Annotated in this window: 17 protein-coding genes; 13 read left to right on the plus strand and 4 right to left on the minus strand. The window is 68.6% G+C overall.

Annotation, left to right across the window (positions count from 1 at the left end; translation table 11 throughout):
* Positions 1-20 precede the first annotated feature (20 nt).
* Genes L1087_RS00100 through nagA form a run of 4 tightly spaced genes read left to right on the plus strand, consistent with a single transcriptional unit; the run spans position 21 to position 3,216 of the window.
* Complete coding sequence (locus L1087_RS00100) at positions 21-440, plus strand: GNAT family N-acetyltransferase (protein WP_234557075.1); 420 nt, start codon at positions 21-23, stop codon at positions 438-440.
* Positions 428-1,108 (plus strand): GntR family transcriptional regulator, encoded by a 681-nt coding sequence (locus L1087_RS00105; protein ID WP_135260514.1) that lies wholly within the window; start codon positions 428-430, stop codon positions 1,106-1,108. The genes L1087_RS00100 and L1087_RS00105 overlap by 13 nt, the downstream gene beginning before the upstream one ends.
* Positions 1,105-2,142, plus strand: a complete 1,038-nt coding sequence (locus L1087_RS00110; RefSeq protein WP_234557077.1) for an anhydro-N-acetylmuramic acid kinase — start codon at positions 1,105-1,107, stop codon at positions 2,140-2,142. Before L1087_RS00105 ends, L1087_RS00110 begins: the two co-directional genes overlap by 4 nt.
* Before the next feature lie 9 nt (positions 2,143-2,151).
* Positions 2,152-3,216, plus strand: coding sequence for an N-acetylglucosamine-6-phosphate deacetylase (gene nagA, locus L1087_RS00115; protein WP_234557080.1), 1,065 nt, complete (start codon positions 2,152-2,154; stop codon positions 3,214-3,216).
* On the opposite strand, the gene nikC is transcribed toward nagA, so the two are convergent.
* The 4 genes from nikC to L1087_RS00135 all read right to left on the minus strand — a co-directional run bounded on the left by nikC (position 3,213) and on the right by L1087_RS00135 (position 7,511).
* Entirely contained in the window at positions 3,213-4,037 is an 825-nt protein-coding gene (nikC, locus tag L1087_RS00120) for a nickel transporter permease (protein WP_135260511.1), read from the minus strand. The two genes, nagA and nikC, sit on opposite strands and share 4 nt — an antisense overlap.
* Complete coding sequence (locus tag L1087_RS00125; protein WP_234557082.1) at positions 4,030-5,037, minus strand: ABC transporter permease; 1,008 nt, start codon at positions 5,035-5,037, stop codon at positions 4,030-4,032. The genes nikC and L1087_RS00125 overlap by 8 nt, the downstream gene beginning before the upstream one ends.
* A gap of 48 nt (positions 5,038-5,085) precedes the next feature.
* A complete protein-coding gene (locus tag L1087_RS00130) occupies positions 5,086-6,648 on the minus strand; it encodes an ABC transporter substrate-binding protein (RefSeq protein ID WP_135260509.1) in 1,563 nt (520 codons plus the stop codon).
* 71 nt (positions 6,649-6,719) lie between these two features.
* The gene (locus tag L1087_RS00135; protein WP_234557084.1) at positions 6,720-7,511 is read right to left on the minus strand and encodes an SDR family NAD(P)-dependent oxidoreductase; all 792 of its coding nucleotides are present in this window, start codon (positions 7,509-7,511) and stop codon (positions 6,720-6,722) included.
* Between the two features lie 58 nt (positions 7,512-7,569).
* On the opposite strand from L1087_RS00135, the gene L1087_RS00140 reads away from it, so the two are divergent.
* The 9 genes from L1087_RS00140 to L1087_RS00180 are packed head-to-tail and all read left to right on the plus strand — an operon-like array spanning position 7,570 to position 15,917.
* Positions 7,570-8,727, plus strand: coding sequence for a M20 family metallopeptidase (locus L1087_RS00140; RefSeq protein ID WP_234557087.1), 1,158 nt, complete (start codon positions 7,570-7,572; stop codon positions 8,725-8,727).
* 55 nt (positions 8,728-8,782) lie between these two features.
* Positions 8,783-10,267: an ABC transporter substrate-binding protein gene (locus tag L1087_RS00145; RefSeq protein ID WP_234557088.1), complete on the plus strand. Its 1,485-nt coding sequence runs from the start codon at positions 8,783-8,785 to the stop codon at positions 10,265-10,267.
* Positions 10,268-11,203, plus strand: coding sequence for an ABC transporter permease (locus L1087_RS00150; RefSeq protein WP_234557089.1), 936 nt, complete (start codon positions 10,268-10,270; stop codon positions 11,201-11,203).
* Entirely contained in the window at positions 11,196-11,993 is a 798-nt protein-coding gene (locus L1087_RS00155) for an ABC transporter permease (protein WP_135260505.1), read from the plus strand. Before L1087_RS00150 ends, L1087_RS00155 begins: the two co-directional genes overlap by 8 nt.
* 56 nt (positions 11,994-12,049) lie before the next feature.
* Positions 12,050-12,859, plus strand: a complete 810-nt coding sequence (locus L1087_RS00160) for a cyclase family protein (protein ID WP_135260504.1) — start codon at positions 12,050-12,052, stop codon at positions 12,857-12,859.
* Positions 12,853-13,401: a peroxidase-related enzyme gene (locus L1087_RS00165; RefSeq protein ID WP_135260503.1), complete on the plus strand. Its 549-nt coding sequence runs from the start codon at positions 12,853-12,855 to the stop codon at positions 13,399-13,401. Before L1087_RS00160 ends, L1087_RS00165 begins: the two co-directional genes overlap by 7 nt.
* Positions 13,398-14,171, plus strand: coding sequence for an ABC transporter ATP-binding protein (locus L1087_RS00170; protein WP_234557090.1), 774 nt, complete (start codon positions 13,398-13,400; stop codon positions 14,169-14,171). The genes L1087_RS00165 and L1087_RS00170 overlap by 4 nt, the downstream gene beginning before the upstream one ends.
* Positions 14,158-14,931 carry an ABC transporter permease gene (locus tag L1087_RS00175; RefSeq protein ID WP_234557091.1) on the plus strand — a complete coding sequence of 258 codons (774 nt, stop codon included), beginning with the start codon at positions 14,158-14,160 and terminating at the stop codon, positions 14,929-14,931. The genes L1087_RS00170 and L1087_RS00175 overlap by 14 nt, the downstream gene beginning before the upstream one ends.
* Complete coding sequence (locus L1087_RS00180; protein WP_234557092.1) at positions 14,928-15,917, plus strand: ABC transporter substrate-binding protein; 990 nt, start codon at positions 14,928-14,930, stop codon at positions 15,915-15,917. The genes L1087_RS00175 and L1087_RS00180 overlap by 4 nt, the downstream gene beginning before the upstream one ends.
* Positions 15,918-15,936 lie beyond the last annotated feature (19 nt).

Here is a 15,936-nt window from a genome sequence, read left to right on the forward strand (position 1 = left end):
CAAGTGGTATGCTAAGCCCCGTGGTGCGCCCGGCGACCCTAAAGGACCTCCCCTGGATGGTGGCTGTCTTGGACCAACCCTACTTCCGCGCCTACTGCCTCACCCCGGAAAGCGCAAGGCGCCTTCTGGAAAGGGCCCTGAGGGAAGGCGAGGTCTACGGGGCGGGCGAGCCCCTCAAGGCCCTGGCCTGGTACTGCCCCAAGGGGGGCTTTGGCCAGGGCTACCTGCGGCTTCTGGCCGTGGCCGAAGGGGCGCAGGGGCAGGGCTTGGGCACAGCCCTGATGGGTTTCCTCCTCCCGCGGGGCCTGCGCTTTGTCCTGGCGGAAAAGGAAAACACCAAGGCCCTAGCCTTCTACGGGCGCTTCGGCTTCCAAGTGGCGGGGGAGCTTCCCGGCTTCGTCCGCCCGGAAAGGACGGAGGTGATCCTGTGGCGGCCTTAGGTCCCAAGTACCTGGAGGTGGCGAGGAAGCTGAGGGAGGCCATCTTTCACGGGGTGTACGGGGAGGCCCTGCCCCCAGAGCGGGCCTTGGCGGAAACCTTGGGCGTTTCCCGGGACAGCCTGCGCAAGGCCTTGGACCTCCTGGAGGAGGAGGGCTTGGTGGTCCGCAGACAGGGAAGCGGCACCTTCGTGGCCAAGCGGGCCACCTTCCGCACCCGGCTTCTCGGCTTCAGCGAGGAGATGCGGGCCCTGGGGCTCCAGCCGGAAACCCGGGTGTTGCTAGTGGAAAAAGGCCCCCCCACCCCCGAGGAGGCCATGGCCCTGGCGCTTTCCCCAGGGGAGGGCGTCTTGCGCCTCCTCCGCCTCCGGCTGGCGGACGGGGAGCCCATGGCCCTGGAGCGGGCGGCCCTGCCCCTTTGGGCGTTGGCTGAGGCGCCGCAAGGCTCCTTGTACCAGGCCCTCGAGGCCAAGGGCCTCCGCCCGGTGCGGGCCCTGCAGCGCCTCCGGGCTGTGGCCGCCCGGGAGGAGGCCAGGCCCTTAGGGGTGGAGCCCGGAAGCCCCCTCCTCCACCTGGAACGGGTGAGCTATCTCCCTGACGGGAGGCCGGTGGAGTTCGTGAAGAGCTGGTACCGGGCCGACCGGTACGAGCTTCTGGTGGAGCTGGCATGAGGGTCCTGGGCCTCATGTCCGGCACCAGCGCCGACGGGGTGGACCTGGTGCTGGCGGAGTTTAGGGGAAGGCCGCCACGGGTGGTCCACCGGGTGCTGGAGCACCTCGAGGTCCCCTACCCGGAGGGATTGCGGAAACGGGTCCTGGCCGCCATGCGCGGGGCGGACACCCGCGAGATCGCCCTCTTGCACCATGACCTGGGGCGCTTCTACCTGGAAGCCGCCCTGCCCTTCCGGGGCAAGGCGGAGCTGGTGGCCCTTTCCGGGCAGACCGTGTGGCACGAGCCTCCCCGGGCCACCTTCCAGCTGGGGGAGCCCAGCCACCTGGCCCTGGGCCTGGGCGTTCCCGTGGTCCATGGCTTCCGGGCGGTGGACCTGGCGGCCGGGGGCCAGGGGGCTCCTTTGGTGGCTTACCCCGACCTCCTCCTCTTCGGGGAGGCGGGCAAGCGGGTGGCGGTGCACAACCTGGGAGGCATCTCCAACCTCACCTTCTTCCAGGACCAGGACCCCCAAACCCTCCTGGCCTTCGACACCGGCCCTGGGGTCTGCCTCTTTGACGAGGCGGTGGAGGCCCTAGGCCTTTCCCTGGAGGAAGCCGTGGCCCTGGCGGAAGGCGCACTGCCCGAGGAGGAGGCCCTTCGCCTCTGGCTTGCCCACCCCTATTTCCACCTCCCCCCGCCCAAGACCACGGGCCGGGAGATCTGGCGCCTTACCGCCCTTAAGCCCCTCCCCCAGGACCCCGCCACCCTGCTCCGCACCCTCTTGGAGCTCACCGCCAGGAGCGTCCTCCTAGCCTACCGGCGCTTCGTGGGAGACGTGGACCGGGTCCTGCTGGCCGGGGGCGGGGCCCGGAACCGGGTTTTGGTGGGGCTTTTGGCCCAGCACCTGCCCGTGGCGGTCATGGAAAACCCCAAGGTGCGCGAGCCCTTGGCCTTTGCCCTTTTGGGCTACCTCCACCGCATCGGCGAGGTCAACGTCCTGGGCCGGGCCACGGGGGGCCGGGACCTCCGCGCGGGGCAGGTGGTGGAACCTTAGGAGGCGCAGATGCTGGAAGGCACCATCCTTACCCCAAGCGGTTTCGTCCGGGGCAGGCTCCACTTCTCCGAGCAGATTGAGGCCATAGAGGAAGCCCCCGTGGAGGGCCCCTACATCCTCCCCGGCTTCCTGGACCTCCACGTCCACGGCGGCGGCGGCCTGGAAGTGATGGGAGGGAGGGAGGGGGTGGAAGCCACCCTCCGCTTCCACCTCCAGCACGGCACCACCGGCCTTTTGGCCACCACCGTCACCGCCCCACTTCCCCAGCTGGAACGGGCCCTCCTGGGCATCCAGGAGGCCATGGCAGGACCTTTGGGGGAAGCCCTCCTCGGCGTCCACCTGGAGGGCCCCTTCATCAGCCCAAACCGCCTCGGGGCCCAGCCCCCCTTCCCCCTCCTCCCCGACCTGGAAACCGCCCAATGGCTCCTCTCCTTGGCCCCGGTGAAGGTCCTCACCCTGGCCCCCGAGCTCCCCGGGGCCCTGGACTTCCTCCGCTTCCTGGCCGAGCGCAGGGTGCGCGTCCAACTGGGCCACACCGCCGCCTCCTATGCCGAGGCGGAAGCCGCGCTGGAGGCCGGTGCCTCCGGCTTCACCCACCTCTACAACGCCATGACCGGCCTCCACCACCGCGAACCCGGCGTGGTGGGCCTGGCCCTGGAACGGGGCACGTGGGCGGAAATCATCCCCGACGGGCTCCACGTGCACCCCGCCGCCCTCAAGCTGGCCCTGAAGAGCATCCCCGGCCTCTACTTCGTCACCGACGCGGTGGCGGCGGCGGGGATGCCGGACGGGGAGTACCCCTTGGGCGCCCACCGGGTGGAAAAGCGGGGCAACGGGGTCTGGCACAGGGGCTCTTTGGCGGGAAGCACCCTCACCATGGACCAGGCCCTCCGGAACCTGGTGGCCTGGGGCATGCCCCTGGAGGAGGCCGCGAGGCGGCTTTCCACCCTTCCTGCCCGATACCTTGGCCTAGGGGACCGGGGGGAGATCGCCCCAGGCAAGCGGGCCGACCTGGTGGTCCTGGACGGGGAGCTCAGGGTCCAGGCGGTGTTCCTGGGAGGGAAGCGGGTCTAGCGGCCCCTAGGGTCCAGCACGTCCCGGAGCCCATCCCCCAGGAGGTTAAAGGCCAACACCGTGAGCAGGATGCCCACCGCCGGCGCCGTGGCCGCCCAGGGGGCCTCGGCCATGTAGTTGCGGGTCTCCGCCACCATGGCCCCCCACTCCGGGGTGGGGGGCTGAGCGCCAAAGCCGATAAAGGAAAGCCCCGCGGCGGTGAGGATGGCCGCCCCCACCTCGTAGCTGGCCTGCACCAGAACCGGGGTGAGGGCGTTGGGCAGGAGATGGCGGAGGAGGATCCTTCCCTGCCCCGCCCCCAAGGCCCTGGCCGCCTCCACAAACTCCCGCTCCCTCAGGGCCAGCACCTGGGCCCGCACCAACCTGGCGTAGACCGGCCAGGTGACCAGGGCCACCGCCAGCACGGTGTTGGTCAGGTTGGGCCCCAAGGCGGCGGCGATGGCCATGGCCAGGATGAGGGAGGGAAAGGCGAAAAAGACGTCGGTGAGGCGCATGAGGAGGTTGTCCCACGCCCCGCCCAGCCCTCCCGCCAAGAGGCCCACAGCCGTACCCAGGAAGCTGGCCAGGAAAACCACCCCGAAGCCCACCGCAAGGCTGATCCGGGCCCCATGGACCACCCGCGACCAGACGTCCCGCCCCAGCTGGTCCGTGCCCAGGGGGTGCTCAGGGGAAGGAGGCTGCAAGCGCTGGAGCAGGTCTTGTTCCAAAGGGTCCTTGGCAAAAAGCGGTCCCAACAGGGCAAGAAGCCCGAGGGCAAAGAGCAGGACGAGGCCCAGCACGGCCCCGGGGTTGCGCAGGAAACGCCGCACGAGCTTAGGCATAGCGGATCCTCGGGTCCAGAAGGGCATAGAGGAGGTCCACCAAGAGGTTGAGGAGGGAGTACACCAAACCCACCAGCAGGGTAACCCCCATGACCGCAGGGAAGTCCAGGCTGGTGGCGGACTGGGTCACGTAGCGGCCAAGCCCCGGCCAAGAAAAGATGGTTTCCGTCAGCACGGCTCCGGACAAGAGCCCCCCCATCAGGCTCCCCAGAAGGGTGAGGACGGGGAGGGCGGCGTTCTTCAGGGCGTGGCGCAGGACCACCTGGCGCTCGGAAAGCCCCTTGGCCCAGGCGGTGCGCACGTAGTCCTGGGAGAGCACCTCCAGCATGGCCGCCCGGGTCATGCGGGCCAGAAGGGCGGCGGAGGCAGAGCCCAGGACGAAGGCGGGGAGGAGGAGGTGGGCAAGCGCGTCCTGGAAAGCCCCCCAGTCCCGGGCCAGAAGGGCATCTAAGGTGGTGAGGCCGGTGACAGGAGGCGGGGGGATGAGGAAAGGGTCCAGCCGCCCGGGGCCCGGCAGAAGCCCCAAACGACGGTGGAGGAGGTCCAGAAGCAGGATGGCCAGGAAGAAGACGGGGGTGGAGCCCAGGAGGAGGGCCATCAGCCGTACCAGGAGGTCGGGGAGGCGGTTGTGCCTTAGGGCCGCCCACACCCCCGCGGGCAAGCCCAGGAGCACCGCCACGGCAAAGGCGGCCAGGGCCAGCTCGAGGGTGGCGGGGAAAAACTCCTTCAGGTCCTCCGCCACCGGCCTCCCCGTGCGCAGGGAGCGCCCTAAGTCCAGCTGCAAGAGCCTTTGCAGGTAGAGGGCGTACTGCACCAGGATGGGTTTATCCAGACCGTAGCGCTGCCGGAACTCCTGGATCTGCTCCTCCCGGGCGTTTTCCCCGAGGGCGGCCGCCGCCGGGTCTATGGGAATGACCTGGGCGATGAGGAAGGTGATGAAGGTAATCCCCACCCCCACAAAGAGCACCATGAAGAGCCTTCTCAGGATATAGGCGCCCATAAGGGAAACCCGCGGCCTGGGGCCGCGGGCCTCACTATACCCTAAGGGCTAGGGTTGCTTGCTCACCTGCCAAAGGGGCACGGACATCATGGGGTTCTTCAGGAAGCCCTCCACCTTGGCCGAGAGGCCGATGGGCTGGGCGGGCTGGTAGAGGACCACGTAGGGGCCTTCCCGCAGCACCTTCTCCGTGAGGACCTTGTAGAGGGCCTTGCGCTTTTCCGGGTCGGCCTCGAGGGCCGCCTGCCGGGCCAGCTTGGCCGCCACCTCGTCGTTGTAGCTGTTGCGCCAGGCCAAGGAGCGGGCGGCGTAGTCCGCCCAGGGGGTGGCGTTGCCGTCGGGGTCGGGGAAGTCCGGGCTCCAGCCCGCCAGGACCATCTGGTGGTTCTGGGCCCGGTAGGTGGCGAGCACCTCGGCGTTGGCGATGGCCCGGATCTTGGCCTTCAGGCCTGCCCTGGCCATGTCGGCCTGAAGCTTGGCGGCCACATCGGGGCAGGGCACGCCCCCACCGCAGATGCCGGTGCTGGTGAGAAGCTCAAACTCCAGGCCCTGCGGGTATCCGGCCTCGGCCAGGAGCTTTTTGGCCCGGGCGGGGTCGTACTTGTAGGGAGTAGCGGGGTTGTACCCCAAAAGGCCCTTGGGGATAAAGGTCTGGATCTTGGCCGCGTTCCCCTGGAGCAGACCTTGGATGAGCTCGTCCTGGTTCACCGCAAAGCGCACCGCCTCCCGCACCTTGGGGTTGGAGAAGGGGCTTCCCGGCTTCATGTTCATGCCCAGGTACTGCAGGCGCAGGGTTTCCGCCCGCACCACCTTGAACCGGGGGTTGGCGGCGATGGCCCGAAGGCCCTCAGGGGTAAGGCCCTCGGCGATGTCGATCTCCCCAGACTCCAAGGCGGTGCGCAACACCGCGGGCTCCTGGATGTAGCGGAGCACCACCCGCGGCACCTTGGGCTTCACCCGGGCGTAGGGGTTGGCCTCGAGGATCACCTGGTTCCCCCGGTCCCAGCGCACCAGGCGGTAGGGCCCGGACCCGGCGGAGTTGTTGGTGAGGAAGTCCTTGCCGAAGTCGCCCCCCTTGGCGTTCTTCTGGACTTCCTCCGAGTCCACCACCCCGCCGAGGGTAAAGGTGAGGATGGAAAGGAAGGACTGGGGGGAAGCGGTCTTGGGGATGCGCACCTCCACCGTGTAGGGGTCCAGGGCCTTGGTGGCCCCGGGCCTGAGCTGGGCGATCTCGGTGAAGAGAAAGGAGCCGGGGCCCTTCAGGGCCAGGGCCCGCTCAAAGCTAAAGACCACGTCCTTGGCCGTAACCTCCCGTCCGGTGGAAAACCGGCTCCCCTTGCGGAGCTTGAAGGTGAGGATCCAGTCGGTGGTGCCCCTTTCCACCTTCCAGCTCTCCGCCAGCCCCGGGCGCAGGGTGGAGAGGTCGTTGCCCTCAAAGCGCACCAGGGTTTCGTAGAGGTTGTCCGCGATCATCACCCCCGTGAACTCGTAGACCACCTGCGGGTCCAAGGTGATGAGGTCCGTCCAGTCCCCGCCGTAAACCAGGACCTGGGTCCGGTCCTGGGCCCAGGCCAAGCCCAAAAGCATAGCCAATGCCAACAACCCTCGCCTCATAGCGCCTCCTCCGGGCTATAGACCCTTAGGGTCAATCCTAGCGAGCCCCCACCAGCGGGTCAAGCCCCGCCTTAAAGGGGCGGGACGAACCGTCCGTCCACCGCCGTCCAGCCCCCATCCACCAGGAAAAGGGTGCCGGTCACGTAGCTGGAGGCGGGGGAGGCCAGAAAGACCACGGCCATCGCCACCTCCTCGGGCCGACCCCAACGGCCCAGGGCGGTCTTCTCCGCGTAGGCCCGGTACCAGTCCGGATGGGCCTTAATAGGGGCGGTAAGGGGGGTTTCGATGGGCCCGGGGGCGATGGCGTTGGCCCGCACGCCGAAAGGGCCGAGCTCCGCGGCCAGTGTGCGCATGATCTGCAGGATCCCCGCCTTGGTGGCCGCATAGACCCCCTGCCCCGGCTCCACCACCAGGGCGCGAATGGAGGCAAAGGCGATGAGGCTTCCCCCCCTCTGCTCCCGCATCACCCGTCCTCCGGCCCGGAGGAGGCGGAGGGTGCCCTTCAGGTTCAGGTCCACCACCCGGTCCACCTCCTCGTCGGTGTAGTCCAGAAGGGGCTTGCGCAGGTTGATGGCCGGGGTAGAGACCAGGGTGTCCAGCCGGCCATGGTCCTGGTGCACCCTCTCCACCAACGCCTCGGCCTCTCCCCGTGCCGCCAGGTCCAAGGGGTAGGCCTCGGCCTCCCCTCCTTGGGCGCGGACGGCCGCCAAGGCCGCCTCGAGGCCCTCTTGGTCCCGGTCTGCCAGCACCACCTTGGCCCCGAAGGCCGCCAGGGCCTCGGCGGAGGCCCGGCCAATCCCCGAGGCCGCCCCCACCACCAAGGCCACCTGTCCTTCCAGATCCAAAAGCCGCCGGTAGTCCACCGCCCACCTCCTCCCTTATGGGCCAGGATACCGCGGTATAATCGCCCCGGGAATCCCTATGGAAAAGGCCCTCCTGGCGGCGGAAGCGGTGGACGAGAAGGAGGTGGTGGACCTCCTCAAGGCTCTGGTGCGCCTCCCCAGCCACTACCCAGGGCCGGGGGAGGCAGGGGTGGTAGCCTTCCTGGAGGGCTACCTGCGGGAGCGGGGCCTAAGCCCCTTCCGCCAGGAGGCAGCCCCCGGGCGGCCCAACCTGGTGGCGGACCTGGGGGAGGGGGAAGGGGGGCTGATCCTCGAGGGCCACACCGATGTGGTGACCCCAGGGGAGGAGGCTCTCTGGACCCACCCCCCCTACGGGGCCGTGGTGGAGGGGGGACGCCTCTACGGCCGGGGGGCCTGCGACATGAAGGGAGGGCTGGCCGCCCTGATAGGAGCCCTCCTGGCGGTGAAACGGGCTTTCGGTGGGCTCAAGCGCCCCCTGCGCCTTGCCGCTTTGGCGGACGAGGAGGGGATGATGCTGGGGGTGAAGGCCTTTGTGAGGGCGGGCTTAGCCGGGGGCTTCCGGGGCGCCCTGGTGGCCGAGCCCGAGGGGATGGAGGTCTGCCTCTGGCAGAAGGGAGCCCTGAGGCTCCGCCTCCGCTTCCCGGGACGGATGGCCCACGGGGCCATGCCGTACGCGGGGGACAACCCCATCCCCAAAGCGGCCCGGTTCGTGCTGGGGCTCCAGGAGCTGGAGAGGAGGCTACAGGAAGCCTATAACCACCCCTACCTGGGCCTGCCCCACCTCACCCCCACCCGTGTCCTGGCCAGCGCCGGGGAGGACCAGCTGAACGTCATCCCCGCCCAGGCGGAGGTAGCCCTGGACGTGCGCACCGTGCCGGGGGTGGACCACGGGGCCTTGGTGGCCGAGGTCCAGGCCCTGGCCGGGGCAGAGGTGGAGGTCCTCGAGGACCGCCCCCCTGTGGAGACCCCCGGGGACGACCCCCTGGTGCAGGCGGCGGAGGAGGCCCTGAAGCTTTTAGGCCTTCCGGTGCGCCACGGCGGGGTACCGGGGGCCACGGACGGCACCTTCCTCCGGGCCTGGGCCGGGCTCCCCGTGGTGGTCCTGGGCCCTGGGCAGAAGACCCTGCCCCACCAGGTGGACGAGTGGGTGGACCTGGGGGAGGTGGTCCTGGCAGCTCGGGTCTACGCCGCGTTGGCGGTGCTCTTCCTGGAATGAGGTCTACCCGCAAGGGTTGACGACGTTTTGGTATGGTGAAGATCAGGAGGTTCCCATGGGTAAGCGGTGGATTCTAACCCTCCTCTTGGCCTTTGCCCCTGCCCTGGCCCAGACCCGGGGCGGGGAGCTCAGGGTGGCCGTCCTGGCCGAGCCCCCGGTCCTGGACCCCAGCGCCTCCACCAGCCAGGAGATCCCCCGCATGCTCTACGACAACGTCCTCCAGGGGTTGGTGAAGTTCAACGAAAAGGGGGAGATCGTCCCCGCCCTGGCGGAGCGCTGGCAGGGAAGCCCTTCCAGCCTCACCTGGACCTTTTACCTGCGCCGGGGGGTGCGCTTCCACAACGGTGCCCCTTTCACCGCCGAGGACGTGGTCTTTAAGTTCAACCGGGCCCGGGATCCCAAGTCCGGCCACACCCACCCCGAGTACTACCAGGACATCCAAAGCGTGGAGGCCAAGGACCCCTACACCGTGGTCTTCCGCCTGCGCCAGCCCAACCAGGACTTCCTCTTCAACCTGGCCCGCCCCGACTCGGTGATCGGCCCCAAGGGCCGGGTAGAGGAGCAAAAGACCCAACCCATCGGCACCGGGCCCTTCCGCTTCGTGGCCTGGGAACGGGGGGTGGGGGTGCGGCTGGAGCGTTTTGAGGGCTACTACGAGCCCGGCCTCCCCTACCTGGACCGGGTCTTCTTCCGCTTCCTGCCGGATGCAAACGCCCAGCTGGCCGCCTTGCGGGCGGGGGACATCCAGGTGATCGGCCTGGGGGTGAGCCCGGAAAACGCCCTGGTCTTGCAGCGCGACCCCAACTTCAAGGTGGTGACGGGCTTCACCACCACGGAGATCACCGTGGGCATGAACAACAGCCGCCCCCCCTTCAACGACCTCCGGGTGCGGCGGGCCATCCAGCATGCCGTGGACAAAAAGGCCCTGGTGGAAGGGGTGATGCTGGGCTTCGGCACCCCTATCGGCAGCCACCGCTCCCCAGGGGAAAGTTGCTACGAGGATCTCTCCGGCTACTACCCCTACGACCCTGCCCGGGCCCGGGCCCTTTTGCAAGAGGCCGGCTACGGACCCAATAACCCCTTGCGCTTCACCTTCACCCTGGCCGCCCCCTACCCCTACGAGAGGCGGCTTGGCGAGGCCATCGCCGCCCAGCTCGCCCAGATCGGGGTCCAAGCCCGGCTGGAGGTGGTGGAGTGGGCCACCTGGCTCTCTAGGGTCTTCCGGGGGGCGGACTACCAGATGACCATCATCGGCCACTCCGAGCCCAACGACATCGGCATCTACGCCAACCCGGGCTACTACTTCCGCTACGACTCCCCCCGTTTCCGGGCCCTTTACGCCCAGTACCTCCGTACCCCGGACCCCAAGCGGGCCTGCGAGCTCATGAAGGAGATGCAACGCCTCCTGGCCCAGGAGGCGGTGAACGTCTGGGTGATGAACGCCCCCTACATCGCCGCCATGCGCAGGGAGGTCATGGGCTGGTGGCCCAACCAGCCCACCCCCAGCCTCAACGTGACCCGGGTGTACCTGGGCCGCTAGATGCGAGGGTTTCTCCTCAGGCGGCTCTTCCTGGCCCTGGCCACCCTGTGGCTGGCCTCTAGCTTGGTCTTCGCCGCCCTCCTCCTCCTCCCCGGGGACCCGGTGCAGGCCATCCTGGGCCTCGAGGCCTCGCCCGCTGCCCGAGAGGCCCTGGAGCGCGCCCTCGGCCTGGACAAGCCCCCCTGGGAACGCTACGTGGACTGGCTCACCCGCATCCTTCGCTTCGACCTGGGAGAGTCCATCCGCTACGGCAAGCCCGTGGGCGAACTCCTGGGCGAAAGGCTTCCCCTCACCCTAGGCCTCGTCCTCCTGGGGCTCGGCGGCGCCCTTCTTCTCGCCCTACCCTTGGCCCTTCTAGCCCTTAGGTTCCCCCTGTGGGACCTGGCCCTGAGCGGCCTTATGGCCTTCTTGCAATCCGTGCCCACCTTCTTCCTGGGGGTGGTCCTCCTCTACGCCTTGGCGGTGCACCTGCCCCTTCTTCCCGCCAGCGGCTTCCCAGGGTTTGGGGAACCACGGGAGGCCCTCCGCCACCTCCTCCTCCCCGCCCTCACCCTGGCCCTTTCCCGGGCGGCCATCCTCTTCCGCATGGCCCGGGGAAGCCTCCTGGAGGTGATGGGCCAGGACTACATCCGCACCGCCCGGGCCAAGGGGGTCCCCGAGGCTTGGGTGCTGGTCAAGCACGCCCTCAAGCCCGCAAGCCTTCCCCTGATCACCGTGTTGGGCTTGGAGGGAGGGTTCCTCCTCACCGGGGCGGTGGTGGTGGAGGTGGTCTTCGCCCTGCCGGGCATGGGAAGCCTGGCCCTCACGGCCCTCGAGGCCCGCGACTACCCTCTTCTCCAGGGCCTGGTGCTGGTGATGGCCGCCCTCATCGTCCTCTTCAACCTCCTGGTGGACCTCCTCTACGGCCTCCTGGACCCGCGGGTGGCGTATGCGTAGCCCAAGCCTCCTCCTGGGAAGCCTCTTGGTGGGCCTCTTCCTCCTCCTGGCCCTGGCCTCCTTCCTCTATCCCGTGGACCCCAACGCCCCCGACTTCCTCCGCCGCCTCGCCCCCCCTTCCCCCGCCCATCCCTTGGGCACCGATCCCTTGGGCCGGGACCTCCTGGCCCGGCTCCTCCACGGGGCCAGAAACGCCCTTTCGGTAGGGAGCATCGCCGTAGGGGTGGGCTTCTCCCTGGGCGTAACCCTGGGCCTCGTGGCCGGCTACCTGGGGCGGTACTGGGACGGGGCCCTAAGCCTCCTCATGGAAGCCCTCTACGCCCTTCCCGGCCTCCTCCTAGCCCTCCTCTTCGCCGCCCTCATGGGGCCTGGGGTCCTGAGCAGCATGCTGGCCGTGGGGCTTTCCATGGTCCCCGCCTTCTTCCGGGTGGCCCGGGCCGGGGCCATGGCCCTGAAGGCCACCCCCTTTGTGGAAGCGGCCCTGGCCCTGGGGGCCACCCCGGGGTGGGTCATCCGCCGCCACCTCTTCCCTAACCTCCTGGGGCCCCTCCTGGTCCAGGCCAGCCTGGCCTTCGCCGCCGCCCTCCTGGCCGAGGCCGCCCTCTCCTACCTGGGCCTTGGGGTCCAACCCCCGGCGCCCAGCCTCGGCCGGATGCTCCGCGAGGCGCAGAGCTTCCTGCCCCTTTCCCCCTACCCCGCCCTGGTGCCGGGTGCGGCCCTCTCCCTGGCTGTACTGGGCTTCAACCTCCTGGGGGACGGCCTCCGGGACCGCCTGGACCCCCGGCGCTAGGGTCTTGCATACCTTTGCAGGCTCGTGATAACGTGCCCCTACAAGAGGAGGAAACCATGTGCGCCCCTCTGGTGATGGAGGCAGTGGCCAAGCAGATCTCCCGCAGGGCCTTGTTGGGGGCAGGCCTCGGGCTTCTTGCAGGCCGGGCTATGGCCCAGGCCCAGGTGCCGGGCAAGGCCTTCAGCCGGGCGGTGGACCTCACCCACGAGCTCTCCCCCGAGGTCCCCCTCTTCCCCGGGGCGGAGCCCATGCGCATCACCACCCTGGTCACGGTGCGGCAAAACGGCTACTACGGCAACCGCCTGGACCTCTGGGAGCACTCGGGGACCCACATGGACGCCCCCGCCCACTTCGCGGAAGGGGGGCTCACCGCGGAAAAGCTCCCCGTGGAAACCCTCATCGCCCCCTTGGCGGTGATCCACATCCACGAGAAGGCGGCCCGCAACCCCGATGCCCAGGTGACCGTGGATGACCTCCTGGCCTACGAACGTCAGCACGGCCGCCTGCCCAAGGGAGCCCTCGTGGCCATGCACTCCGGCTGGGAGGCCCGCTGGAAGGACCCGAAGGCCTTCTTGAACCAGGACGCCTCGGGTACCCTGCACTTCCCCGGCTTCTCCCCGGAGGCGGCGGAGTTTTTGGTGCGGGAGCGGGAGATCGTGGGAGTGGGGGTGGACACCCTCTCCCTGGACTTTGGCCCCTCCAAGGACTTCAAGGCCCACCTCATCCTGCTGGGGGCGGGCAAGTACGGGCTGGAAAACCTGGCCAACCTGGCCCAGGTGCCTCCTGCTGGGGCCCTCATCTTCGTGGGAGCCCCCAAACACCGGGGGGCCTCCGGGGGGCCTGTGCGGGCGGTGGCGGTATGGTGATCTCCTGGCTGAAGGTGCCTGAGGAAGAGGCGCTCCCCGAAGGGGTGCGGGAGCTTTTCGCCCGCTTCCGGGAGAAAACAGGGTTCGTGCCCAACGTGGCCCGGGCCTTCGCCCTGAGCCCCCGCTTCCTCCTCTGGTTCCGCTACTACGACGCCCTCATGCGGGGGGAGGGCCTCCTCAGCCGGGAGGAGCGGGAGGCCATGGCCGTGGCCATCAGCGGGGAAAACCGCTGCGAGTACTGCGTGGCCAGCCACAAGCGCTACCTTAAGGACCTCACCGGGGATGGGGTGCTTCCAGAGGTTTTGGCCGCCAACCCCCGCCGGGCGGAGATGCCCCAAAGGATGCGGGCCCTGGTGGAGTTTGCCCTCAAGGTCACGCACCAGCACCACGCCATGACCGAGGAGGACCTCGTCCCCCTTAGGGAAGCGGGTCTTTCCGACGAGGCCATCCTCGAGGCGGCGGAGGTGGCAGCCATGTTCAACTTCACCAACCGCCTGCTCAACGCCCTGGGCATCAAGCCCAACCCCGAGTACTACGCATGAGCTTCCTGGAGTTTAAGCAGGTCTCCGTGGCCTTCGGCGCCTACGTGGCCGTGGAGGGGGTAAGCCTCCGCCTGGCCCCAGGGGAGTTCGTGAGCCTGGTGGGCCCCACGGGCTGCGGCAAGAGCACCCTTTTGAACGTGGCAGCGGGCCTCCTTGCACCTAGCCAAGGGGAGGTGCTCCTGGAAGGGCGACCCCTCAAGGGGCTCAACCCCGTGGCGGGCTACCTCTTCCAGCAGGACGCCATCCTGCCCTGGAAGACCGCCTTGGACAACGTGGCCTTGCCCCTGGTCTTCCGCGGCACCCCCTGGAAGGAGGCGCGGGAAAGGGCGCAGGCCTGGCTGGAGAAGGTGGGGCTGGGGCGGTTTCCCCGCCACTATCCCCACCAGCTTTCCGGCGGGATGCGCAAGCGGGTGGGCCTGGCCCAGGTGCTCATCGCCAACCCCAGGCTCCTCCTCATGGACGAACCCTTTTCCGCCCTGGACGTGCAGACGCGGCAGCTCATGGAAAACGAGCTCCTCAGGCTCTGGCAGGAGGACCGGAAAACCGTACTCTTCGTGACCCACGACCTGGAGGAGGCCATCGCCCTGGCCGACCGGGTGGTGGTGATGTCCGCCGGGCCCCAGTCCCGGGTCATCGGGGACTTCCCCATCCCCCTGCCGAGGCCCCGGGATGTGGCTGAGATCCGGCTCACCCCGGAGTTCTTGCGGCTTCACCGGGAAATTTGGGAGCTCTTGCGAGGGGAGGTGATGCGGGCCCATGCGGGGGCTTAGGCTACGGCTTTGGCAACTGGGCCTCCTCCTCTCCTTCCTCGCCTGGTGGGAGTGGGCCTCAAGCACAGGCCGCATCGACCCCTTCTTCTTCTCCAAGCCCTCGGACATCGGCCAGAGGATCTGGCGGTGGTTCAGCACCGGCGAGGTTTACCCCCACCTCTATGTGACCACGCTGGAGATGCTATTGGCCTTCCTCTTCGGCACCCTTCTTGGGGTGGTCCTGGGGCTTTGGCTGGCCCTGGCCCCTACGGTGGCGGCGGTCCTGGACCCCTACATCAAGGCCCTAAACGCCATCCCCCGGGTGGTCCTGGCCCCCATCTTCACCCTTTGGTTCGGCCTCGGTATCCTTTCCAAGGTGGCCCTGGGCATCACCCTGGTCTTCTTCGTGGCCTTCTTCAACACCTACCAGGGGGTGAAGGAGGTGAGCCCCGTGGTGTTGCAAAACGCCAGGCTCCTTGGGGCAAGGCAGGGGCATCTCCTCCGCCACGTCTACCTGCCCGCCGCCGCCAGCTGGATCTTCAGCTCCTTGCGCACCTCCATCGGCTTCGCCGTCATCGGGGCGGTGGTGGGGGAGTACCTGGGGAGCGCCGCGGGCCTGGGCTACCTCATCGCCCAAGCGGAAGGGGTCTTCGACACCACCGGGGTTTTCGCCGGGATGGTGGTCCTCATGGTCTTCGTGCTGGTCTTGGACGCCCTGGTGGGCCAGGTGGAGAGGCGGCTTCTCGTCTGGCGCCCCCGGGCGGAGGGAGGTGAGGCATGAAGCGCATCGGCGTGTGGCTTTTGGTTCTGCTTGTGGCCTTCGGCCTGGCGCAAAAGCGCGTGGTCCTGGGGGTGGGGGGTAAGACCGCGGTGGTCTACCTGCCCCTCACCGTGGTGGAGCGCCTGGGGTACTTCAAGGACGAGGGGCTGGACGTGGTCATCCAGGACCTCCAGGCGGGCTCGAGGGCCCTCCAGGCCCTGGTGGGGGGGAGCGTGGAGGTGGTCATGGGCTTCTACGACCACACCATCCAGATGCAGGCCCAAGGCCGGGACATCGTGGCCTTCGTCCAGGTGGGCCGCTACCCCGCCATCGTCCTGGGGGTACGCTCCGATCTGGCGGACCAGGTGAGGAGCGTGGCGGACCTTAAAGGGCGGAGGGTGGGGGTTACCGCCCCAGGCAGCTCCACCCACTTCTTCCTCAACTACCTGCTGGTGAAAAACGGCCTCAGGCCCACGGATGTCTCCGTGATCGGGGTGTCCGTGGGGGCCCAGGCGGTGGCCGCGGTGCAGAACCGGCAGGTGGACGTCCTTTCCAACGTGGAGCCCGCCATCACCCTCCTGGAGGAAAGGGGCCTCATCAAGGTGCTGGCGGACACCCGCTCCACCAAGGGCACCCGGGAGGTCCTGGGCGGGGAGTACCCGGCGGCGGTCCTCTACACCACCCGGGCCTGGCTGGAGCGGAACCCAGACACCGCCCAGCGCCTGGTGAACGCCATGGTACGCGGCCTCCGCTGGATGCAGGGCAAAAGCCCAGAGGAAATCGCCGCCGTCTTGCCCGAGGAATACTTCCTGGGGGATAGGGCTCTTTACCTGAAAGTCCTCCGCAACTCCCTGGAGTCCTTCTCCCCCACGGGCCGCTTCAGCGACACCGCGCCCTTAAGGCCCCTCACCGTCCTCTCCGCCTTTGACCCCAACGTGGCCAAGGCCCGGATCGACCTGAAGCGCACCTACACCAACGAGTTCGTGGACCGGGTGCCCAAGCGGTAAGATGATGCAGGGAGGTGAA

This window comes from Thermus tengchongensis (assembly GCF_021462405.1).
GTDB classification, from domain to species: Bacteria; Deinococcota; Deinococci; order Deinococcales; family Thermaceae; genus Thermus; species Thermus tengchongensis.